The organism is Pseudomonas sp. TH49 (assembly GCF_016650625.1).
Lineage (GTDB): Bacteria > Pseudomonadota > Gammaproteobacteria > Pseudomonadales > Pseudomonadaceae > Aquipseudomonas > Aquipseudomonas fluorescens_H.
In genome coordinates, this window is the sequence record NZ_JAEKFL010000002.1 from 357,176 (window position 1) to 378,909 (window position 21,734).

The 21,734-nt window shown below is 60.1% G+C and carries 26 protein-coding genes and 1 pseudogene; 15 read left to right on the forward strand and 12 right to left on the reverse strand.

Annotation, left to right across the window (positions count from 1 at the left end; genetic code table 11):
- Positions 1–81: 81 nt before the first annotated feature.
- Entirely contained in the window at positions 82–1,017 is a 936-nt protein-coding gene (locus tag JFU48_RS19020; protein ID WP_201137305.1) for a DMT family transporter, read from the reverse strand.
- 85 nt (positions 1,018–1,102) lie between these two features.
- Here JFU48_RS19020 and JFU48_RS19025 point away from each other — a divergent pair, with 85 nt between their 5' ends.
- Together JFU48_RS19025 and JFU48_RS19030 are read left to right on the forward strand one after the other, a co-directional pair.
- Positions 1,103–1,666, forward strand: coding sequence for a helix-turn-helix domain-containing protein (locus tag JFU48_RS19025; RefSeq protein ID WP_003225948.1), 564 nt, complete (start codon positions 1,103–1,105; stop codon positions 1,664–1,666).
- 1 nt (position 1,667) lies between these two features.
- Positions 1,668–3,062 (forward strand): FAD/NAD(P)-binding protein, encoded by a 1,395-nt coding sequence (locus JFU48_RS19030; RefSeq protein WP_201137306.1) that lies wholly within the window; start codon positions 1,668–1,670, stop codon positions 3,060–3,062.
- Between the two features lie 133 nt (positions 3,063–3,195).
- Here the strand turns inward: JFU48_RS19030 and JFU48_RS19035 are convergent, their stop codons facing one another.
- From JFU48_RS19035 to JFU48_RS19045, 3 genes are all read right to left on the reverse strand, one after another.
- Entirely contained in the window at positions 3,196–3,930 is a 735-nt protein-coding gene (locus JFU48_RS19035; RefSeq protein WP_103484192.1) for a substrate-binding periplasmic protein, read from the reverse strand.
- Between the two features lie 241 nt (positions 3,931–4,171).
- Entirely contained in the window at positions 4,172–5,545 is a 1,374-nt protein-coding gene (gene ppnN / locus JFU48_RS19040; protein ID WP_003225941.1) for a nucleotide 5'-monophosphate nucleosidase PpnN, read from the reverse strand.
- Positions 5,546–5,720: 175 nt separating this feature from the next.
- Entirely contained in the window at positions 5,721–7,052 is a 1,332-nt protein-coding gene (locus JFU48_RS19045) for an IS4 family transposase (protein WP_201136773.1), read from the reverse strand.
- Between the two features lie 151 nt (positions 7,053–7,203).
- Between JFU48_RS19045 and JFU48_RS19050 the strand changes: the two genes are divergently transcribed.
- Positions 7,204–7,731 carry a DUF3087 domain-containing protein gene (locus JFU48_RS19050; RefSeq protein ID WP_201137307.1) on the forward strand — a complete coding sequence of 176 codons (528 nt, stop codon included), beginning with the start codon at positions 7,204–7,206 and terminating at the stop codon, positions 7,729–7,731.
- Here JFU48_RS19050 and JFU48_RS19055 read toward each other — a convergent pair.
- A complete protein-coding gene (locus JFU48_RS19055) occupies positions 7,728–8,114 on the reverse strand; it encodes a DUF2784 domain-containing protein (RefSeq protein WP_201137308.1) in 387 nt (128 codons plus the stop codon). The genes JFU48_RS19050 and JFU48_RS19055 overlap by 4 nt on opposite strands.
- 152 nt (positions 8,115–8,266) lie before the next feature.
- Between JFU48_RS19055 and JFU48_RS19060 the strand changes: the two genes are divergently transcribed.
- The 3 genes from JFU48_RS19060 (at position 8,267) to JFU48_RS19070 (ending at position 9,486) form a co-directional block, all read left to right on the forward strand.
- Entirely contained in the window at positions 8,267–8,965 is a 699-nt protein-coding gene (locus JFU48_RS19060; protein WP_135296056.1) for an AzlC family ABC transporter permease, read from the forward strand.
- Positions 8,965–9,276 carry an AzlD domain-containing protein gene (locus JFU48_RS19065; protein WP_177434727.1) on the forward strand — a complete coding sequence of 104 codons (312 nt, stop codon included), beginning with the start codon at positions 8,965–8,967 and terminating at the stop codon, positions 9,274–9,276. The genes JFU48_RS19060 and JFU48_RS19065 overlap by 1 nt, the downstream gene beginning before the upstream one ends.
- Before the next feature lie 66 nt (positions 9,277–9,342).
- Positions 9,343–9,486, forward strand: a complete 144-nt coding sequence (locus JFU48_RS19070) for a hypothetical protein (protein WP_177434724.1) — start codon at positions 9,343–9,345, stop codon at positions 9,484–9,486.
- Between the two features lie 48 nt (positions 9,487–9,534).
- On the opposite strand, the gene JFU48_RS19075 is transcribed toward JFU48_RS19070, so the two are convergent.
- From JFU48_RS19075 to JFU48_RS19090, 4 genes are all read right to left on the reverse strand, one after another.
- Positions 9,535–9,807 (reverse strand): hypothetical protein, encoded by a 273-nt coding sequence (locus JFU48_RS19075; protein ID WP_103484188.1) that lies wholly within the window; start codon positions 9,805–9,807, stop codon positions 9,535–9,537.
- Positions 9,808–10,119: 312 nt separating this feature from the next.
- Positions 10,120–10,800 carry an SOS response-associated peptidase gene (locus JFU48_RS19080; protein WP_201137309.1) on the reverse strand — a complete coding sequence of 227 codons (681 nt, stop codon included), beginning with the start codon at positions 10,798–10,800 and terminating at the stop codon, positions 10,120–10,122.
- Between the two features lie 48 nt (positions 10,801–10,848).
- A complete protein-coding gene (locus JFU48_RS19085; RefSeq protein ID WP_201137310.1) occupies positions 10,849–11,688 on the reverse strand; it encodes an ABC transporter permease in 840 nt (279 codons plus the stop codon).
- 60 nt (positions 11,689–11,748) lie between these two features.
- The gene (locus tag JFU48_RS19090; RefSeq protein WP_201137311.1) at positions 11,749–12,735 is read right to left on the reverse strand and encodes an aliphatic sulfonate ABC transporter substrate-binding protein; all 987 of its coding nucleotides are present in this window, start codon (positions 12,733–12,735) and stop codon (positions 11,749–11,751) included.
- A 293-nt stretch (positions 12,736–13,028) separates the two neighbouring features.
- On the opposite strand from JFU48_RS19090, the gene JFU48_RS19095 reads away from it, so the two are divergent.
- The 3 genes from JFU48_RS19095 (at position 13,029) to JFU48_RS19105 (ending at position 15,359) form a co-directional block, all read left to right on the forward strand.
- Positions 13,029–13,976 carry an ABC transporter substrate-binding protein gene (locus JFU48_RS19095; RefSeq protein ID WP_201137312.1) on the forward strand — a complete coding sequence of 316 codons (948 nt, stop codon included), beginning with the start codon at positions 13,029–13,031 and terminating at the stop codon, positions 13,974–13,976.
- A 131-nt stretch (positions 13,977–14,107) separates the two neighbouring features.
- A complete protein-coding gene (locus tag JFU48_RS19100; RefSeq protein WP_201137313.1) occupies positions 14,108–15,007 on the forward strand; it encodes a polysaccharide deacetylase family protein in 900 nt (299 codons plus the stop codon).
- 109 nt (positions 15,008–15,116) lie between these two features.
- On the forward strand, positions 15,117–15,359 hold the full coding sequence (locus tag JFU48_RS19105) for a DUF1652 domain-containing protein (protein ID WP_003225919.1): 243 nt from the start codon (positions 15,117–15,119) through the stop codon (positions 15,357–15,359).
- 4 nt (positions 15,360–15,363) lie between these two features.
- On the opposite strand, the gene JFU48_RS19110 is transcribed toward JFU48_RS19105, so the two are convergent.
- Complete coding sequence (locus JFU48_RS19110; protein WP_103484182.1) at positions 15,364–15,726, reverse strand: NUDIX hydrolase; 363 nt, start codon at positions 15,724–15,726, stop codon at positions 15,364–15,366.
- A 100-nt stretch (positions 15,727–15,826) separates the two neighbouring features.
- Here JFU48_RS19110 and JFU48_RS30005 point away from each other — a divergent pair.
- Positions 15,827–16,008, forward strand: a pseudogene (locus JFU48_RS30005) (DUF2188 domain-containing protein).
- Between the two features lie 61 nt (positions 16,009–16,069).
- Here JFU48_RS30005 and JFU48_RS19115 read toward each other — a convergent pair.
- On the reverse strand, positions 16,070–16,309 hold the full coding sequence (locus JFU48_RS19115; RefSeq protein ID WP_003225914.1) for a hypothetical protein: 240 nt from the start codon (positions 16,307–16,309) through the stop codon (positions 16,070–16,072).
- 185 nt (positions 16,310–16,494) lie between these two features.
- Here JFU48_RS19115 and JFU48_RS19120 point away from each other — a divergent pair, with 185 nt between their 5' ends.
- Positions 16,495–16,830, forward strand: a complete 336-nt coding sequence (locus tag JFU48_RS19120; protein WP_103484181.1) for a hypothetical protein — start codon at positions 16,495–16,497, stop codon at positions 16,828–16,830.
- A 15-nt stretch (positions 16,831–16,845) separates the two neighbouring features.
- Here JFU48_RS19120 and JFU48_RS19125 read toward each other — a convergent pair whose 3' ends face one another.
- Positions 16,846–17,052, reverse strand: coding sequence for a hypothetical protein (locus tag JFU48_RS19125; protein WP_201137314.1), 207 nt, complete (start codon positions 17,050–17,052; stop codon positions 16,846–16,848).
- 107 nt (positions 17,053–17,159) lie between these two features.
- Between JFU48_RS19125 and fae the strand changes: the two genes are divergently transcribed.
- From fae to JFU48_RS19145, 4 genes are all read left to right on the forward strand, one after another.
- Positions 17,160–17,672 (forward strand): formaldehyde-activating enzyme, encoded by a 513-nt coding sequence (gene fae / locus JFU48_RS19130; protein WP_008043405.1) that lies wholly within the window; start codon positions 17,160–17,162, stop codon positions 17,670–17,672.
- Between the two features lie 10 nt (positions 17,673–17,682).
- Positions 17,683–18,717 carry an aldo/keto reductase gene (locus tag JFU48_RS19135; protein ID WP_201137315.1) on the forward strand — a complete coding sequence of 345 codons (1,035 nt, stop codon included), beginning with the start codon at positions 17,683–17,685 and terminating at the stop codon, positions 18,715–18,717.
- A complete protein-coding gene (locus tag JFU48_RS19140) occupies positions 18,714–20,147 on the forward strand; it encodes an NAD-dependent succinate-semialdehyde dehydrogenase (RefSeq protein WP_201137316.1) in 1,434 nt (477 codons plus the stop codon). The genes JFU48_RS19135 and JFU48_RS19140 overlap by 4 nt, the downstream gene beginning before the upstream one ends.
- A gap of 163 nt (positions 20,148–20,310) precedes the next feature.
- Positions 20,311–21,675 carry an MFS transporter gene (locus tag JFU48_RS19145; protein WP_201137317.1) on the forward strand — a complete coding sequence of 455 codons (1,365 nt, stop codon included), beginning with the start codon at positions 20,311–20,313 and terminating at the stop codon, positions 21,673–21,675.
- Positions 21,676–21,734: the final 59 nt, after the last annotated feature.

The window sequence follows — 21,734 nt, forward strand, 5'->3', positions numbered from 1 at the left end:
TCCTACAGGGGAAACGCATTTCAATTGTAGGAGTGAGCCTGCTCGCGATAGCTATGGTTCAGGCACTCAAGATATTGCGGATTAACCTTGGGTTTCCCGCTCCAGCTCAGCGTCCACTTCGACAACCTTACCCTTGGTCTTCAGCTCACTGACAATCACCGCCGCGACAATCAACCCCGCGCCAACCAAGGCAATCGCCGGCAAGCGCTCCCCGGCAATCCGCCCGACGATCCCGGCCCACACCGGCTCACCGGCATAGATCAAGGTCGCCCGGGTCGGCGAAACACTCTTCTGCGCCCAGTTCATCGCCACCTGAATCGCCGCACTCGCTGCGCCGAGACCCAGTGCGGTCACCAGCAAGGTCCAGGAAAAATCCGGCAGCGCTTCGCCGGTCGGCACTACCAGCAGGAACGACAGCACAGAGGTCACCGCCAGCTGCACCACGGTCACCCGGCGCACGTCGACCTGACCGGCGTAGGTACTGATCAGAATGATCTCGGCGGCAATCGCGATGGCGCTGATCAGCGTGGCGATTTCGCCGGGGCTGAAATTCAGCGAAGCCCCGGACGGACCGGACAACAGCATCAACCCGGTAAACGCCAGCATGATGCCGATGCTTGGCATCAACCCCGGACGACGGCCCAGCACCAGCCATTGCAGCAACGGCACGAAGGGCACGTACAGCGCGGTGATGAATGCCGACTGGCTGCTCGGGATCGTTTGCAGGCCAACCGTCTGCAAGCCGTAACCGAGCATGATCGCCACGCCGATGAAGGCGCCGGCCTTGAGCTCGAACAGGGTCAGTTCACGCAAGTGACGCCAGGAGAACAGCGCGACAATGGCGGCCGCAGCGGCAAAGCGCAGGCCGACGAAGAACATCGGGCCACTGACGGTCATGGCGTGTTGCACCAGCAGGAACGTGCCGCCCCAGACCATGGTGATCAGCACCAGCACGCATTCGGCCTTGCTGAAGCGGGAGAAGCGAAGAGGGGTGGAGGAACCGTTCACTGACGTCATGACCTTGCGCACTATAAAAGGCAGGACGCACAATGCGCCCAACGTTGCGCAGTATACTGCCCAACCCCACCGAGTGAGCAATATAGTGCACAAAGATTCCAGCCAACGGGCCTCCGTCCTGCAACACGTCAGCCACAACGTTCGGCGCCTGCGCCACGCTGCCGACATGAGTCAGACCGCGCTGGCGGAAAAGTCCGGCGTCAGTCGGCGCATGCTGGTGGCGATCGAGGCCGGGGAAAAGAATGTCAGCCTGACCACCCTCGACCGGGTCGCCGAAGCGCTCGACGTGGCGTTCAGCGACCTGATCCAGGCCCCCGACGCGCGCGATACCAGCCGCATCAACGAGGTGGCGTGGGCCGGAGTGATTCCCGGCAGCAAAGCGGTGTTGTTGTCCAAGGCGACCGCTACCCGTGAAGTCGAGCAGTGGGAATGGTGCCTGCAACCGGGCGAGGTCTATCCCTCGCAACCAGACGCCGATGGCTGGAGCGAACAGATTTACGTATTCGAGGGTTGCTTGACGTTAACGGTTGGCGACGTGGCCAACACCATTTCTGCCGGTGAGTTTTTCATGTTTGCCAGCAACCAGCCGCACGGCTATCGCAATGACGGAGCGGTCGCGGTGCGGTTTGTGCGCAATGTGGTGATTTGAAATGAATCAGAACGCAGACATCCTGATTATCGGCGGGGGCCTTAGCGGTACGATGCTGGCCGTGCAATTGCTGCGACTGCCCGGCCAACGCCAGATCCTGATCATCGAGCCACGCGCTGAACTTGGGCGCGGTGAAGCTTACAGCGCGGTCGAACTGGGGCATACGCTCAACGGCAATGCGGCGCGCATGAGTGTCGACCCGGACAACCCCGATGATCTGACTCAATGGCTGACCGCGCACATTGCCGCTGGCGGCTGGCCGCAATCTGCCAAGCAGAACGTGCCGATCAGTGAGCTGTTCCCGCCACGTGGCTTGTTTGGCGTGTATGTGCAGCAGCGCTTGGCCGAAGCGCGGTTCGTTGTTGCGCAGCACGGTTCGACGGTCGAGCACATCTGCGCCGAAGCCGTCGATGTGCAAACCGATGTCGACTCAGTGCAACTGAGCTTGAGCAATGGGCAGACGCTGCGCGGTGCTCGCGCCGTGCTCGCCACGGGCATGTTCCCCGCCGCCCGCACGCCGCAGAAAGAGTCCAGTGGCCTGAACGCCGCTGCGCTTGATCCGTGGGATGTTGCGGCCATGCGCCAACTCGATCCGCAATCGACCGTGCTGATCATCGGCTCCGGCCTGACCATGGTTGATGCGGTGGTTTCGCTGGAGCAGGCCGGGCATCGCGGGCCGATCGAAGTGTTTTCCCGTCATGGACTGTTGCCCCATGTGCGTCGACAACCGCCGGCGTGGGTGGATTTCCTCGCCGAGGATCAGAGCATTCGCACGCCGCGACAGTTGTTGCGCGAGCTGCGCAGGCATTGCCGCGAGGCGATCGCTCAGGGCATCGATTGGCAGGCGCCGCTGGACACGGTGCGGGCGCACATCGGACGGCTGTGGAGTCAGGCGACTGATGTGCAGCGTCGACAATTCGTACGTCATGTACGGCCGTGGTGGGAGAGTCATCATCACCGTTCGCCACCGTTGAGTGCGGCATTGGTGGAGCGCTTGCACAACGAGGGGCGGTTGCGGATTCAGGCGGCGTCGTTCAAGGGGCTTGAGCCGGTGGCGGGCGAGGGTGTGAGTATTCGGATTCGGCGCCGGGGCGAGGTGGAAACCTGTGTAGTACAGGGGGCAGCGCTGATCAATTCCAGCGGCATCGAGTACGACTGGCGCCGCGTCGCGCGGCCGCTGCCGCAGCAATTGTTGGCGCGCGGGCTGGTGCGCCCCGGGCCGTTGGCCTTGGGGATTGCGGCGGCGGTGGACGGTGCGGTGCTGGACGCTGAAGGGCAGACCGGCAGCCTATTGTTTGCGATGGGGCCACCGTTGCGCGGGATGTGGTGGGAGAGCACGGCGGTGACGGATGTGGCGTTGCAGGCGAAGGCGCTGGCGGCGCGGCTGGTGGAATGAAAGCAGACCGGCTTGCACAGATCCCTGTAGGAGTGAGCCTGCTCGCGATAGCGGTGGGTCAGTCACCTCATTGCTGAAGGGGCTGACGCTATCGCGAGCAGGCTCACTCCTGCAGTTGAACGGGGCAGCTCAGTCATCTCGGCAGTGCATTCATCAGCCAGCGCTGGCGAATCTGTTCCATTCGCCCATCGGCGCGCAAGGTTTCCAGTGCCTGCTGCCAGCGTTGCACCTGACCCGGATCGGTCTGCAGCGAAAAGGCAATGTAGGTGTCCTGTTTCATCAGCGGAATCTGATACTGCAAGCGTCCCGGTTCCATGCCCTGGGTGCGGGCCAGCGCGGCGGTGGAGAGTGTGTCGGAGACCACGAAATCGGTTCGGCCAAGGCTGAACAGCCGCATCATCTGTTCCGGGGTTTCGACGCCGTCGAGGTTCTTCAGGTTCTGCTGTTGCAGGTAGCTGTAGATCAGCCATTTGCGCGGCACGCTGATACGACCGGCCTGATCCGCCTGCTGCAGGGTTTTTACCGGCGGCTGGTTGTTTGCATGGGCATACAGCGCGGTTTCGACTTCAATCAGCGGCCCGACCCATTGATAGCGGTCATCGCGCTCGTCGGTACGCAGGACGGTGAAGACGCCGGTGTTGGGTGTTTCGCTGGCGGTGCGCAGGGCGCGCAGCAACGGCACTTGTTGCAGATCGATCCGGTCGCCGGTCTGTTCGGCCAGCGCGCGCACCACATCCACGCCGTAACCCACCAATTGATCGCCTTGCTGGAAATGCAGGGGCGGGTGGTTGTCGGTAAGCAGTTGCAGATCGGCCGCATCGGCCGCCAGGGCCAGGAGTGACAGCAGACACGCGGCAATCCGTTTCATGAATCGTCCCTGAAAAATTGATCGCGAAGCTTAGTACGGGCCGGTGGTGGCTGTCGTGAGGAATGTACGGGGCTTTTGTGTCAGAAACAAAGGCTGATTGGCAGCATCGGATTGACCTCAAAACAATTGTGGGAGCGGGCTTGCTCGCGAAAGGGGTGTGTCAGGCAACATTGTTGTTGACTGACACGGCCTCTTCGCGAGCAAGCCCGCTCCCACATTGGCCGATGCGGCGGCTGAAAAGTTACGCCACCACGCGATAGCACGGCACATACGCCGCGCCGCCCGGCAGTTTCATCCGATGCTGGGCGACGAAGGCTTTGAGCAGCGCGTCGAGCGGTTGCATGATCGCCGCGTCACCACGGATCTGGTACGGCCCGTGTTCTTCGATCAAGCGGATGCCCTTGTCCTTGACGTTGCCGGCAACGATCCCGGAAAACGCCCGGCGCAGGTTGGCCGCCAGTTCGTGGGGCGGCTGGTCGCGGTGCAGTTTCAGATTGGCCATGTTCTCGTGGGTCGGATCGAACGGACGCTGGAAGCTCTCGTCAATCTTCAGCAGCCAGTTGAAGTGGAACGCGTCGTTACGCTCGCGGCGGAACTGCTTCACCGCTTTGAGGCCGGCAGTCATCTGCCGCGCGACCTCGGCCGGGTCGTCGATGATGATCTGATAGTGCTGCTTCGCCGCATCGCCGAGGGTGGCGGTGACGAACGCGTCGAGTTGTTCCAGATACGGCGCGGCATGTTTCGGCCCGGTCAGGATCACCGGGAACGGCAGGCCGGCGTTGTCCGGGTGCATCAGGATGCCCAGCAGGTACAGGAACTCTTCGGCGGTGCCGGCGCCGCCCGGGAAGATGATGATGCCGTGGCCGACACGCACGAACGCTTCCAGACGTTTTTCGATGTCCGGCAGGATCACCAGCTCATTGACGATCGGGTTCGGCGCTTCGGCGGCGATGATTCCCGGTTCGGTCAGGCCGAGGTAGCGACCGCCGTGGATGCGCTGTTTGGCGTGGGCGATGGTCGCGCCCTTCATCGGGCCCTTCATCACGCCGGGGCCGCAACCGGTGCAGATATCGAGGCTGCGCAGGCCCAGTTCGTGGCCGACTTTCTTGGTGTATTTGTATTCTTCGGTGTTGATCGAGTGACCGCCCCAGCACACGACGATTTTCGGCTCGACGCCCGGACGCAGGGTGCGCGCGTTGCGCAGCAGGTGGAAGACGTAGTCGCTGATGCCTTGCGAGGAGCTGAGGTCGATGCGTTGGCTGTCGAGTTCATTTTCGGTGTAGACGATGTCACGCAGGGCGCTGAACAGCATCTCGCGGGTGCTGGCGATCATTTCACCGTCGACGAAGGCGTCGGCCGGGGCGTTCAGCAATTCGAGGCGCACGCCGCGATCCTGCTGGTGAATACGGATTTCGAAGTCCTTGTAGGCTTCGAGGATAGTCTTGGCGTTGTCGACATGCGCGCCGGTATTGAGGATGGCCAGGGCGCACTGGCGGAAGAGGGTGTAGGTGCTGCCGGATCCGGCTTCGCTCAGTTGCTGAACTTCACGTTGAGAAAGGGTTTCCAGGCTGCCTTTCGGGCTGACCGAGGCATTGATTACGTGTCGTTGGGTCATGCAATGATCCTTAAAACGATGTCATTCCAGTGGCAGGCAAATGGCATCCGAATAGTGTGTATCCATGAATGAAGATGGCACGATCTGCGCTGTACCGCCATGTCCCCCGTTGGACGCTGAAAAGATGAAAAGGGCCCCCAGCATAGCTAAATCCCCGATAGAGGCGTAATGCTGTTCACTTAAGTGGAGCAGCCTTACGATCCACAGGAAACCGGGTCTTTGAAATTTTCACCGTCCTAGGTCTCGAAGGCCTTGGGCGGTGATCCAGAAACAATCCTCCAATACCTGCCCTCAACTCTGATAGCCGCCTCCCTGTCGCTGAAATCGGATTGGCTGCTGCCATTACGATCAGTTGGACCGCGATGTACTGACAGGCTGGTTTGAAGCGGATGTCCGAAGGGAGGCGACCCAATGCAACTGCCGCTTGACTGGCTTCCCGACGAACCACGTTGTAAGCCAGCAACAGTCCCCAGACTTCCTGATAGATCAAGTCGACTTTTTTGCTACGCAAGGTCACTGCGTTCTGCTGCATTGAGCTTTTGATGTCTCTGAAGCCTAACTCGATTTCCCAGCGTTCCTGATAAAGCCGGGCAACGGCTTCGGTGCTGTAGGTGCTCGCCGGCAGTGACGTCATGACTGTCTTGAGTTTGCCTTGAATTTCATAGCTGACTTCGCGGGCCTCCCAATGTGTTGAGAGGGCCGGATTTCGGGCTCTGGCTTGCGGTGAGACCTTCATGCGCACCAGGCGATCATGCGGGTTGTAACGAGCCACTTCCTCACAAACCGTGCCTTTTTTGGCTGGAATCAACCAGTGCCGATGTGTACCGGCTTTATTCAGATTCGACAGTAGTTCGGCACCCCAGAACCCTTTATCGAATAACGTCACCGAGTGATCGGGAACCTGCTGCAAAAACTCGTCGGCCAAGCGCATTTCACTGCGTCGGTAAGGGCTCAATTGGGCATCCAGGATTACGTGCGAACGCACATTCATCAACGCCACCAAGCGCAGCATGGGGAACGGAGTCTGGCGCTCGGTCCGGGTGTTTCCCGACCCGAAATGATCTCGAAGTTCGGGCGTATCCGGAGTACGCAAAAGCGCACCGTCCACTGCAAACACTTGCAGGCCCTGCCAAGCATCATCGGTATAACGCTCCGCGCCCCATTGATGACCTGTCTTGCGAAATAACCATTCAACAGGATCGGCACCGAGCCGCTTACGCGCTTCGGTTACACCGCTTCGTGCTAATAGCTGGTCAGAGGCCAGCCCTTGGGCACAAATGTTCAAACGCCTGGCCACTTCGTGGACCGGCTCGTCACGAAACAGCGCCATGCCGAGTACCAGCCAAAGCACTTGATCGGCGGGCAAGCGACGTCGGCGAATGGTCGCCTGACTGGAGAGATCCAGTGCAGACGCTACCCACTCAACCGGAATATGTTGGGTAAAGGTACTCAGATCGCAGAAGTTAAAAAGATCGCCAAGGTCGAGCAGGTCTTGCTGAACAGACATAAAAAATCCGATGCCAGAGGTCTGGCATCGGATTTTCAAGTAAGCCCTGCTGAGACTCAAATGCTTAAGTGAACAGCATTACGATAGAGGCGATAATGCGTCGGCGAGTTTTTTCCGTTGCCCTTTTTATCGCTCAAGGAAGTCATGCCCGATGTTCGAGATCCAGCCGATGGACCCAGCAACGTTTCGCCAGCAGACCCGCCGCAGCACGCTGATCATTGCCGTGCTGTTTCTGGTGTTGGCGATGGTGCTTTCGACAGCGGCGGTGGCGCTGTTCGGCGAACCCGGCGGCGACAATCTGCGCTTCAATGTCGGCGGGGTGTTCGTCGCGTTCCTGCTGACGGCGGCGCTGATGCGCGGGCAGTTCTGGCATCAGACCTGGATGGCCCCGGCGGTCTATAGCTGGCGGCTCAAGCGCAGCCTGATGAGCGTGACCAACGTGATGCATCAGGTGACGGCGGCGGTGGAGCAGAACGATCCGACCGCGATGAAGGTGCTGCGCTTCTATCATCTGGGGCTGACCCAGATGCACGAACTGGACGGTAACTCCAGCGATCATGCGCAATTACATCGGGAAGTCGAGGCGCACAAGGAGCGGATGCAGGCGCTGGGTCTGGAGATCGACCAGAAGCGCCTGGATCCGGCCTGGCTGCAAGCCTTGAAACCCGCCACGCGTTAAAACGGAATACGGCTGGCGCGGCGCAGTTGCCAGCGCCGCAGCAGGCGCCCGTAGACCAGCAGGTTGATCACCAGCACCACGCTGCCCAGCGCCAACTGGATCTGCGGCGTCAGGCCGGCGGGGTAGATGATCGGCCAGACGTAGTGCTCGATGAAGCCGCCGGCGTATTCGGTCTGCCCGGCGGCGTGGCGCATCAGGTTTTCCCAGTAGGTCAGCGGACAGGTCAGGTGCAACACCTCGACTGCCACGCCCCACGCGGCCGCCGGCAGATGCAGACACATCAAGCGTGGCCACTTGAGTACCAGCAGCCCGCCGAACAGCACGAACAGAATGAATGACAGATGGAACAGCACCAGCCCGTCGGCTGCGATTCGGTACAGCATGTCGTCTCCCTGACGCGGTTGTGAAGGCTCCCATGCTACGCCGACAGTCGCACCGGGGCGCGGAGATTTAGCGCAAGTGCGCAAGATTGTTCAAGCCGCGACAGTGCATTTGCTGGCAGAGTCTGCGACCGTTTCCTCGGTTGAAGAGCGTTATGTCTGACTCACTTATGCCGCGCCGTGCGTTTCTTCGCGGCGCTGCGGCGATCATGCCGTTATCACTGGCGACGGCGCCGTGGGGGCTGCTGGCCGGCTCCATGGCGATTGAAGCCAATCTCACGCCGTTACAGGGGCAGGGCCTGTCGAGCATCGTGTTCGCGGGGGCCGCGCAACTGGTGGCGATCGGCATGCTCAAGGGCGGTGCCGGGATTTTCTCGATTCTGTTGACCACGCTGCTGCTGACCTCGCAGCACTTGCTGTACGGGATGAGCATGCGCCCGGTGATTTCGCCGCTGCCCGGACGCTGGCGCATCGGCCTGGGCTTTTTGCTCACCGATGAGCTGTTCGCCCTGACCAGCCAGCATGACCGTCAGCAGTTCAATCGCTGGTACGCATTGGGCGTCGGCCTGACGTTCTATATCGCCTGGAACCTCTTCACCCTGGCCGGCATCGTCCTGGGCAGCAGCATTCCGGGGCTTGAGCACCTGGGGCTGGACTTCTCGATTGCCGCCACCTTCATCGCGTTGATCACCCCGGTGGTGCGTAACGTGCCGACCGTGGTGTGCGTGGCCGTGTCTTTGTTCTGCTCGGTGTTGTTCAGCTATTGGCAGTGGGGCTCGGCGCTGGTGTTGTCAGGGCTGGCCGGGATGACCGCAGGATTTGTCTGCAACAAGCTGTATCGGGGGCGCACATGATGGTCTGGGCAGTGATTTTCGGCATGGGGATTCTGGTGTTCCTCAACCGTTACGTGTTTCTTGAACCGCGCCTGCCGGTACGTTTGAGCAGTAATGCTCGGCAGTTTCTCGGGTTTGCCGTACCGGGCATGCTCACGGCGATTTGCGGGCCGATCGTGTTCATGCCGGACAAACAGCTGAATTTGCAGTGGGATAACCCGTACCTGCTTAGTTCATTAGTGGCAGTAGGTTTGGTTATCTATACCCGTAATACCTTGCTGAGCATGCTATTGAGCATGGCGTTCTTCTTTTTGCTGCGCTGGTGGCTGTAAGTTGGACGGGTAAAATTGTTCTACGCTTTAAGGATGTACAGTCTTTTTATACAAGCGGGGGTGCGCATGACGACCGAGCAAGAACGTCCAGATGAAGACGAAGATGTCGATGAGCCGAGCGAAGAAGAGATCGAGCGTGAAAAACGCAAAGAACAAACGTGGAAACACGATGATGGCAAAGAGCTGTCATGGCCTGATCTGAAGCCTTGATCGATCAGATACGAAAAAGCCCCGCCAGTGCGGGGTTTTTTCTTGGGTTCAAAGATCTTCCAACTGCGTGAAATCGGGGTGTGCAGCCCGATATCCCAGGGTTTTGTCGATCCAGGCATTGAGCTCGTTGACCATCACCGGCGGATGGCCGGGATAATTCTTGAGGGTGGTGCGCAAGATACGTTCAATGTCGGGAACTGAGCGCAGGTTTCGGGTCTTGATGTAGTGGCCGATAAAACAGTCGAGTTGAAAGCGTTCTGTCATGGACAGATAGATACACTCCAGGCCGTTGGCCTGTTTGATTGCAAAATCGTCGCGCAACTTAGTTCTCTGCAAGGCTTGTAAAAGTTGTAGGGGATTCCTGGTTTTTTGTTGACTCTTTGGTCAACTGGTATGCCAAACGGAAATGCGGCGCGCATGCTATCCGTAGTGCTACAAAATGTATCTAAGCTGATTGAAGAGTCAGACAAGCGGTTGGTTTTAATCAAACGACTGCTTCAATTGATGTATCGATATTGAAACATTAAGTGTAAAGAAACAGTTTCACTTGCATGGTGACGCAGGTCATGTGTAGACACCGCCGAAGGTTTCGACCGTTGCGACATTTAATACACGTGCCATGGCGACCATTATTTAGGGCAGCGCTTGAATCAGTTCGGCACCCTGATTGCGTGGGTTGCCCACCGCTTTGCTGACTTTGTGCCACAGAAACGTTTCGCTGTTTTCACCTTCGAACAGCAACATCTGTTCGGCGCGCTCGACGGGCGTGGCCGGGTCCAGCCATTCTCGGGCGAGTTCGGCGCAGAGTACGATCGGACGCCGATCGTGAATATCGAGCAGGCCACCGGCACTGTCGGCGGTGATGATCACAAAACCATCGTCCTCCCGTGCTGGTGCATCGGGTGTCGGCAGTTGACCGATGGCAGCGCAGAAAATCGGCCCATTATCCGCTCGTCGAATCAGCCACGGCTGGCGGAGTTTTTCCTCGGTATCGACCCATTCGAACCAGTTGTCGATCGGCACAATCAGTCGATGGCGCCAGATCGCGCGGAAGAACGGGCCGTGGGCGACTTTCTCCACCCGCGCGTTGATCGGTGCGGCGCGGTCCTTGGCCCAATGCGGGCGCCAGCCCCAGCGCAGGTTGTCGGCATACAGCTGTTGATCATGTTGATGAAGGACCGCGAGTGACGTGGTGGGGGCTGCGTTATATCGCTCCAACGCGGCATCGCCGACATGATTGATCAGCGCATCGGGGATGCTCAGCACCGCGACAAAGTCGTGAATGCCACGGTACTGCGAGAGTCTTCCGCACATGCGCTGAATCTCCGGTTGGACGCTTTCAGCTTAGTTGGCTGCGGCCAATCAATCCTGCGCCTCCTGACCGGTGAACGTATCGCGCCAGGCCAGCCAGCGGCGTTCAAGCATGGCGAGCAGGCCGTCGCTGAGTTTGCCGAGCAGGGCGAGCACGATGATCGCCGCCAGCACGATGTCCGGTCGCGAGGTTTCGCGGCCGTCGCTGAGCAGATAACCCAGGCCCTTGGTCGCGGCGATCAGCTCGGCGGCCACCAGAAACATCCACGCCAGACTCATGCCGCTGCGCAGCCCGGTGAACAGGCCGGGCAGGGCGGCGGGCAGCAGAATCCGCCGCACCAGTTGCCAGCGGCTGAAACCATAGATATGCCCGACCTCGACCAGTTTGCGATCGATGTTGCGAATCGCCGCGACCACGTTGACGTACACCGGAAAAAACGCGCCGATGGCGATCAGCACGATTTTCGAGGTTTCGTCGATGCCCAGCCACAGCAGCAACAGCGGCACCCAGGCCAGGCTCGGAATCGAACGCAGGGCGGCGAACGTCGGTTCCAGATACGCCTCGGCCTCACGGCTCAGGCCGACCCAGGCGGCAAACACCAGCGCGAGGCTGGCGCCAATCGCAAATCCCAGCAACACGCGGATCAGGCTCGCGCCGATGTGTTTCCACAGTGCGCCTTCGGCGAGGTCGGTGAGGGTCAGGGCAATCTCGCTCGGGGCGGGCATCTGATAGGACGGTAGCCAGCCGATGCGCACGATGAATTCCAGGGCGATCACGATCAGCAGCGGCAGGGCCAGGCCCTTCAGGCGCCGGCGCCATGTCGGGTGGAGAGGAGGGCGGGGCCTCGACAAGCTGCGAGGTGCCGGCAGTTCGTTACTGCGAGTGGTCATACGTTGGCTCCACTCACAGTCCATCCGCAACTGGCGCGGATGGGCTGTGAGTCTGGTCGATTACTGGCGGGCGACGGCTTGTTGCACACCGCTGTCGAGCAACTGATCGATGACTTGATCGACATTCACCCCACGCCGCACCAGTTCCTCAGAGACCAGAATCGGTGCCGCCGCCTTCGAGGCCTGCACGTCGTTGGCGGTCAGTTGCGGGCTGCTCAGGTCAGTGCGCGACAGTTGCAGTTTGGCCACGTCCAGCGGCAAACCGGACTCTTTGGCGAGCAGCGCGGCGAACGCTTCGGGATTTTTCAGCGCCCATTCGCGCGCCTGCTCGTAGGCTTTGATCACCGTGTCGATGGTTTGCGGATGCTCCTTGGCGTACTGCTCGGTGACGCTGACCACGCCGTAGCTGTTGAACGCCGGATTGCGATACAGCAGACGCGAACCGGCCTGCACTTGACTGGCGGCCATGTGCGGGTCGAGCCCGGCCCAGGCGTCGACATCGCCTTTTTCCAGCGCGGTGCGGCCGTCCGGATGTTGCAGGTGCACCAGCTCCACGTCGTCTTTCTTCAGCCCGGCCTGTTGCAGGCTGCGCAAAGTGAACAGGTACGGATCGGTGCCTTTGGTGGCGGCGATTTTCTTGCCCTTGAGATCGGCGACGCTCTGGTACGGCGAATCCTTGCGCACCACCAGTGCAGTCCATTCAGCGCGGCTGTAGACGTAGACCGATTTGATCGGGCTACCGTTGGCCCGGCTCAGCACAGCGGCAAGGCTGGCGCTGGAGGCGAAATCGACGCCACCACTGTTCAGATATTCCAGCGAACGGTTACTGCCCTGGCTAAGCACCCAGCTGACTTTGGTCTGTGGCAGAGCCTTTTCGAGAAAACCGAAATGCTTGAGCACCAGACTCACGGGGGAGTAGTAGGCGTAATCCAGATGCACCTCGGCGGGAGGGGCTTCGGTGGCGTGGGCCAGAGGTTGCAGGCTCAATGCCACGGCGCTGGCGACCAGCAGCGTTTTGAGGCGGGCAAACGGAAAGAACGATGTCATGGGGGCGCTCCGGCGAAGGCACTGTTTTTTATGTCCAAAAATATATTTTTATCGGCTGCGTCCTGCATGAATGGAATATTGCAGGCTCTGTGCCATGTGCGTTTTGGCCAATGGTTACGGGGTTTTCAGCCGTTTTGGCGCCTTTCAACTGTTGCTTGGGCAACACTGTGGTATCGCACTGTTGCGCAGCGGACAGTGAGCATTCGGAGCACTGAGCTTATGCATTAATCGAATTTAAAATTGGTTTATCAAGAGCGTTATGGTCTATGAAAAATCCCGTCGCAGGACCTCCCATGAAGCTCTCCCGTTTGCTCCGCAGCACACTGATGATCGCCCTGTTCGCCGCACCGCTTGCATACGCCGCCGAGCCGTTGGTACTGCATGTCGGTGATCAGAACTACTACAACATTCGCGCCTCGGTGGAAGCCTCGGGCGTGTTGAAGGACGCGCCTTATACCGTTGACTGGAAGCACTTCCAGGCCGCTGCGCCATTGGCCGAGGCGTTGCAGACCGGCTCGCTGGATCTGGGTTTTCTGGGCGATTCGGGTTTCCTGTTTCTCGCCGCCAAACAGGCGCCGGTAAAACTGATCGGAGTGTCGCGACAAAACCCGGACACCATCGCGTTACTGGTGCCGAAAGATTCGCCGGTGAAAACCATTGCTGATCTGAAGGGCAAGAAAGTCGCCTACTGGCCCGGCGCCTGGAGTCAGCAGTTGACCTTGCGTGCCCTGGAGCAGGGCGGTCTGCCGGAAAATTACGTCGATTTCGTCAAGCTGATGCCGATCGATGCGGCGGCTGCGTTGCCGCAGGGCAGCATTGATGCCTTCCCGGTGTGGGAACCGTACATCTCCCAGCAAATCGTGTTCTCCGGTGCGCGGCCGATTCTCACCGCGAAAAACCTGATGCCGGGCCTCAGCGCGATTGCCGCGTCGGCGCCGTCGATCGACAGCAAGCGTGCAACGATTGCCGATTTTCTAGGACGTTTGAAGCGCGCTCGAGCCTGGGTCGACAGCCATACCGACGAATACGCAGACTTGTGGGCGAAGAAGGCCAACCTCGATCAGGAAGTTTCGCGACACTGGTTGCGCCAGGCGCACATGACCGTCGGGCCGGTGGATCAACAGGCGGCGGCAGACCTGCAGGGCACCGCGGACTTCCTGTTCAAGGTCAAGGCACTGCCGGCGCCGCTGGCTACCGCCGGGGTCATCGATACCTCGTTTCAGCGGGCATTGGCCGACTGAGCGAGCGCCGTAACCAAAGCCTGTGTACCCTATCCAGACTTGGCTCGCGAGGCCGGGTGCAGGGATGGATCAGGGCGAGGGGGTTTTGCCAGTCGACAACAGGGCCGCAAGGGTCAGGCGAAAGGCAAAACATGAAATACGCGTTCAAACTTATCTGTGCAGCGGCCATCGCGTTTGGGTTGGCCGGCTGCATTGCCGCGCCCATCGAGATGACCGCACAAACCGAAACCCGGCTCAAGGCCCAGGCACCGGTGCGCTTTCTGCTGACCTTCGATGACGGCCCTAGCGCTTCGAGTTTCTGGAACCCTTCGGCGACAGTGCTCGACAGCCTGAAGGTCAACCCGGTGCAACCGGACATCAAAGCGGTGTTCTTCGTCCAGACCCGTGCGCCGCGTGCGGGCAACAGTGAAATCGGTCGCGGGATCATGCGGCGCGAGCACGCCGAAGGGCACATCCTCGGATTCCACACCGCCACCCATTGGCACACCAATCATCGCTCGCTCGATCCGCAAGAGCTGGAGCAGTCGTTGAGCAACGGCACGGCGGATATCGCCGCGATTACCGGCGCTGCGCCGATCCTGCTGCGCCCGCCATTCTGGAATTACGACAAGCGCACCTTCGCCGCTTATCAACAGCACGGCCTGCATGTATTGCTGACCGATTTGAGCGCCAACGACGGCAAGATCTGGGGCTTCAATGCCAGCCCCCGACGTCGGGCGAACATGCTGCGCCAGCTATCGGAAGTCCGCGAGCGAATTGCCCTCGGCGAATTCCCTACCGTGGACGGGGTGATTCCGGTGGTGGTGACCTTTCATGACCTCAACCGTTACACCGCGCGGCACACCCGCGAATACCTGCAGATCCTGCTCGACAGTGCCGCCGCCACTGGTGTGAGGCTGGCGGACAAACCGTTCTACGATGATCGCGCGGCGCTGCAGAAAGCGGCGTTGGCGCGCACGGTTCAGCAAAGTTCGGATGCGGTGCAATTGCCGGGGATGTGGAACTGGATCTGGGATCGCGATGCCCACTGAGCCTGCGCTGAAAATGTGATCGGGTTGGCAGTTGCCGGGGCGGCAGGTTGCCGACGGCTCATCTATGCTCATCGGGTCGACCGACTCATCGCCTGCGAGGCGTGCGCTCATGCTAGCCATTGCCGACATTTGCCGGATTGTCGAATCCGGCTTTCCGTCGCTTGAATGCGAATGCACACAAGTGGAGCAGGGACTGCTGCGGATCAAGGTCTACGAGCCTGACTCCGGTCGAGTCGAGTTGTTGCTCAATGGCGTGTCGCCGGAACATCTGGTGACGATCCGCGATATTTCCAACTTCATTGGTGAATTGCGCACGGAAATGAGCGCCGGGCGCCGGGCATTCGCCGGTTGAAACCTTACAAGCGCCGCTGAAACGCCTGCACGATGCGCAACGTCGCGTCGCTGGTGGGCAGATTCTGCACCGCGTCCAGCGGATGCCAGATGCACTCGGTGATCTCGTTTTGCGGGCGCAACTGCTCAAGATCGGGCACTGAGGCCTCGTAGACATGATGCTGGGTGCTGCCACTGCGCAGTTCCATCAGATACAACATTTGCTCGGCCTTCAGCGCCGTTTCTTCCTGCAACTCGCGCATCGCCGCTGCGGCCTTGGTTTCCCCAGGCTCGACCTTGCCGCCGGGCAATGTCCAGCGACAGTGGGGTTTGCGCACCAGGAGAACGTGTCGTTCCTGCTCGCAAATGACGGTTGCGCGTACTTTCATCTGTTACCTGTTCACTGCTTGCCACATTAATGAAACAAAACTGCAATATTCGAGCCGGGCCCCGGTTTATAGGTTCCCTCGGGTTTTTTGAGCGTTTGGCGTGGCTGAAAGTGCCAGCGATTTGGCACATCGCTGGCTGCGAAGTAACGGCCCGTGGCGGTTTGCAGCCAGGGCGTGCGGCTTGCATCGTTTGGTAGCAGAGAAGAATCAATGGCCTATGCCGCTGCGTTGCCGGGCTACAGACAACGCTTGGCGCGGGCGCGAAGTCACACCGCGAGTTGATGCAAATGTAACGAAAGAGCCCCGGTACTTGCCGGGGCTCTTGTTGAGGGCAAGGTCGGTATCAGTGAACTTTGGTTCGGCTGATGGAGCGGGTTTTCACTTCCTTGGCATATGACTGCAATCGTTCTTCATCACTCTGCAGCACCTCGCAAGACCTCAGGACCGCCTGGGCATCCGCTTCATTGCCATTCTTGCGCAGCTGTTCGGCAATGCGTTTGAGGTCGACCGCCGACCATCTCAGATCCGATGCAACGGCTTGCAGGTCGCGCTGAAGTTCGTGTTCGTATTCATTGAGCCGCATGATCACCTCCGGAACATTCTCGGTAGAACAGAGTAGCCGCATTTCCGGGCGATGTTTTACAGCTCGTCTGTCACCCGGCGGAACGTATGTAAATATTTGTCCAATTCCCCGTATGGGCGTGGTCCGCTGTGGATGTACACCCGGTTACACGTTACATTCGCTTTTTTTCAGATCAGGGAAACACCATGCGGATATGGATCGGGATTTTGGCGTTGGCATTACTGGCAGGTTGCTCATTGCCAGCGTCGCTGGTACCGGGCGAGCCAAATCTCAGCAAGACCACCACCAAAGCGCCTAAAGACTATGCCGCGTGCTTGTTGCCATTGTGGCAGCAGGACATTCCGAAGACCACGCAGACCTCCATTTCCAACGGCTACCGGATCAAGGCGCCGAGCCTCGTCACCGCTGACGAGATTCTCGACATCATCAAATACAAGGACGGCAGCCGGGTCTCGTTGTATCAGGGGCCGCCATGGGCCAAGTCCGGGTCGTTGCGCAAATCGGTGCGTGACTGCCTCTGACGCATCGCTTCAGTTTTAGCAGCCAGCCGTAAAAAAAGCAGAAACCGTATCGTCGGTTTCTGCTTTTTTTTGCTTTTCACGCAGGCCGCGATGCTGCGCCCCCAGGCTATGAGCAAAACTCATGGCCCCATGATTTTTAATGGTTACAGCCCGCACCAGCCCCGGTGTTAAAAAATCGCAAACACAGCTCATCAATAACAACCAGAGAGCGTTTGCAGCCATGTCCCATTTTCCCCGCCGCACCTCCCCACGCCCGTTATTGAGCGCACCGGCCATTCGGCCCGTGTGAGCTATCGAACATCCCTCGTATCGCACAAGAGTAATGACTGATGAAAGAACTCGACCTGTACATCGGTGAAGGTTTCGAAGGCCCGGGCGTGAACGCCGCACACATCAACATTCTGATCGGCCCGCGCAACGGCCCGGCCGGGCAGGCGTTCGCCAACAGCCTGGCGTCGCCAAGTCAGGGCCATTGCCCGTTCATGGTGATCGCCCAGCCGAACATCCCGGTCAAGCCGATGACCCTGTATGTGAACAAGGCCGCAATCAGCAGTGACCTGCACGGCAACGCCACTTGGGGCGCCTCGCAGGCCGGGATCGCCAAAGCCGTGCTCGAAGCACTGCTCGACGGCACCTTGCCGCCGGAAGCCGAAGACGAGTGGGCCATCGTTACCGCCAACTGGGTCAACCCGGCCTGCGACGACCTCGATGCGGTGTACCTGAACAACTACAACGCCTGCCGCACCGCGATCCGCGCCGCCCTGACCGGCAAGCCGGAAACCGCGCAACTGGCCGATGTGGTCAACCACATCAGCAACCCTTTCTACACGCCAAAAGCCTGAGGTCCGCGCCATGCAATACATCCGTTTGGGCAACTCCGGCCTGCAAGTTTCCCGCCTGTGCCTGGGCACCATGAACATGGGCACCCCGGACTGGAAACCGTGGATCTTCAACGAAAAACAGAGCGAGCCGATCGTCGCTCACGCGCTGGACAACGGCGTGAATTTCATCGACCTGGCGGACTTCTATTCTGCCGGCGTCGGCGAGGAAGTGGTGGGGCGCATCGTCAAGCGTCTGGCCCGTCGCGAAGACCTGGTGATCACCACCAAGGTCGGCTATGGCACCCGCAGCGGGATCAATGCCAGCGGCCATTCGCGCAAACACATCATGGACAGCATCGATGCCTCGCTGAAGCGTCTGGACATGGATTACGTCGACGTGTTCATGCTGCATTACTTCGACGTGAACACCCCGGTCGAGGAAACCATGTCGGCATTGAACGATATCGTGCGCTCCGGCAAGGCCCGCTACATCGGCGTGTCGACCATGCTCACCGGGCAACTGGCGAAGATCCTCATGGCCTGCGAGCGCAATGGCTGGGTCAAGCCGATCAACATGCAGCTGCAACTGAACTGTGCCTATCGCGAAGAAGAGCGCGAGATGATTCCGTTCTGCCGCGATCAGGGCATCGGCGTCTCGGTGTTCAGTCCGCTGGCGCGCGGCCTGCTGACCGGCGACGTGCAGTCGACCCGCAACCAGACCGACTTCTTCACCCAGCAGATGTACAGCGACGAAGCCTCTTTCGAAATCGCGCATTCGGTACAACGCGTGGCCCGCGCCCGTGGCGTGTCGAACGCGCAGATCGCCCAGGCGTGGGTGGCCAACCATCCGGGCGTCGATTGCATGCTGGTCGGCGCGGACACCACGGCGCAGTTCGACAGTGCCCTGGCAGCGCTGGAAACCAAGCTGGATGCCGACGAGTTGCACGAACTGGAGCGCAATTACACCCCGTGCGACGTGATCAACGATTACACCGCCGGCAAACGCATCCTGCGCACCGCGCGTCCGGGGCTGGAGCGCTTCACTTTGCAGGGAGCGGTGGCATGAGCGATCTGATCCGTCACGGCCACTTCATCGACGGCCAGTGGGGGCAGGGCGGCGCGACCTATGCGGTGCGCAACCCGGCCAATGGCGAACTGATTGCCGAGGTGCAAAAGGATGGCGCCGAGGCGACTAATCTGGCTATCGATGCCGCCAATCGTGCGCTGCCGGCGTGGCGCAAGCTCACCGCCAAGGAGCGCAGCCAGCGCCTGAAACGCTGGAGCGATCTGATGCTCGCCAACCAGAAGGAACTTGCGACGCTGCTCAGTCGCGAGCAGGGCAAACCGCTGGCCGAGGCCATGGGTGAAGTGGTCTATGCCGCGAGTTTCCTCGAGTGGTTCGGCGAGGAAGCCAAGCGTGCCTATGGCGACGTGATCCCCAGCCACAAGGCCGATGCGCGGATCATCGTGGTCAAGGAAGCGATTGGCGTGGTCGCGGCGATCACCCCGTGGAACTTCCCGTTGGCGATGGTCACCCGCAAGGTCGGCCCGGCGTTGGCGGCCGGTTGCACGATGATTCTCAAACCGTCCGAGGAGACGCCATTGTCGGCGTTCGCCCTGGCGGTGTTGGCGGAACAGGCGGGTATTCCGGCAGGCGTGTTCAACATCGTTTCCGGCGATGCGGTGGCGATTGGCGGTGCGCTGCAAGCATCGAGCATCGTGCGCAAACTGTCGTTCACCGGTTCGACCCGCACCGGCAAACTGCTGATGCGCCAGGCTGCCGACACCCTGAAAAAAGTCTCGCTGGAACTGGGTGGCAACGCGCCGTTCATCGTCTTCGACGATGCCGATCTGGACGCGGCAGTCAAAGGCGCGATGGCCTCGAAATTCCGCAACACCGGGCAGACCTGCGTGTGCGTGAATCGCTTCTTCATTCAGGACAGCGTCTACGAAGCCTTCACCGGCAAGCTTGCCGAAGCGGTTGCGGCGATGCGCGTCGGCAGTGCGCTGGACGATGAAACCGAGCAAGGCCCGCTGATCAACACCGCCGCATTGGCCAAGGTCGAAAGCCATGTCAGCGATGCCCTTGAGAAGGGCGCCACGCTGTTGTGTGGCGGTCGTCGTCACGCACTTGGCGGCACCTTTTATGAGCCGACCATCCTCACCGAAGTCAACGGCGACATGCTGATCGCCCAGGACGAAACCTTCGGCCCGGTGGCCGCGTGTTTCCGCTTCAAGGATGAAGCCGAAGTACTGGCGCGGGCCAACGACACGCCGTTCGGTTTGTCGGCGTACTTCTACAGCCGCGATATCGGTCGGGTCTGGCGCATGGCCGAAGGGCTGGAAGCCGGCATGGTCGGGATCAACGAAGGGATCATTTCCACGGAAGTGGCGCCGTTCGGTGGCATCAAGGAATCGGGCCTTGGGCGCGAGGGTTCGAAGTACGGACTGGATGACTATCTGGAGATCAAATACCTGTTGATGGGTGGTCTCTGACCCCCACCGAGATCTCCATGTGGGAGCGGGCTTGCTCGCGAAAGCGTTGTATCAGTTGGAGCAAATGGTGACTGACACACCGCATTCGCGAGCAAGCCCGCTCCCACATAAACCAAGCAAGAGCTCTGCGTTTCTCCGTCAATAACAACAATTGGAGACGAACATGTCCGCTCAACCGGTAAAAATCGACGACCTGCCCATCGGCCGGTTTCACCTCAAGATCGCCGGACTGACCTTCGGCGCACACTTCACCGACGGCTACATCCTCGGCCTGATCGGTATCGCCTTCACCTTGCTCAGCCCGCAGATGCACCTGGATGCGTTCTGGCAGGGATTGATCGGCGCATCGGCGTTGATCGGGCTGTTTCTCGGCAGTCTGTTTTTCGGCTGGATCTCGGACAAGGTCGGCCGGCAGAAAATCTTCCTCGTCAGCTTCGTGCTGATCACCATCGCCTCGGTGATGCAGTTCTACGTCGAAAGCGCGATGAGCCTGTTCCTTTGCCGGGTGTTGATCGGCATTGGCCTGGGCGGCGATTTCAGCGTCGGTCACGCGATGCTCGCGGAGTTCTCGCCGAAGAAACATCGCGGTGTGTTGCTCGGTTCGTTCAGCGTGATCTGGACCTTCGGTTACGTCGCCGCTACGTTCGTGGGGACGGCCATGCTCAGCCTTGGCGACGATGCCTGGCGCTGGATGCTTGCTTCGTCGGCGATCCCGGCGGCGCTGATTCTGATCGCCCGCATCGGCACTCCGGAATCGCCGCGCTGGCTGGTCAATCAGGGGCGCATCGCCGAGGCGCGGGCGATCGTCAAAAAGCATCTGGGTGACAATGTCGAACTGGATGAAACCCGCACCACGGAAACCCGTTCCGGCTATGCGGTGCTGTTCAGTCGTGAGTACCGCAAGCGCACGGCGTTCAACTGCCTGTTCTTCGTCTGCATCGTGATGCCGTACTTTGCGATCTACACCTTTTTGCCGTCGATCCTGCAGAAGATGGGCCTGGCCGAAGGCTTCGGCACCGAACTGATGTTGAACATGCTGCTGATCCTCGGCGCGTTGATCGGCATCTGGTGCACGATCAAGTTCAGCCGTCGCGGCTTCCTGATCAACTCGTTCATCATCCTCGCGGTGGCGCTGTTTCTGCTGGCGGTGTTGCCGGGCAGTGCAGCGTGGCTGATGGTGCTGGTGTTCGGCGTGTTTACCCTGGTGCTGTCGGCAGTGAGCAATCTGGTCGGGGTGTTCCCGGCCGAGAGCTTCCCCACCGAAGTCCGCGCCAGCGGCATTGGTCTGGCGACGGCGGTCAGTCGTCTGGGCTCGGCGATCAGCACCTTTCTGTTGCCGGTGAGTGTGGCGGGGATCGGCCTCAGTCCGACCATGGGCATTCTTGCGGCGATCCTGGCGATTGGCGCATGGCTGTCGTGGGCGTGGGCGCCGGAGACCAAGTCGCTGACGTTGAGTCAGGCGTGCAAGGCGCAGAGTCCGGTGGAAGGAGGCGTCATTACCGCGACCAAAGTCGCCAGCCCGATCTGATTGCCAGCCCATAATCCCCTGTAGGAGTGAGCCTGCTCGCGATAGCGATAGGTCTTTTG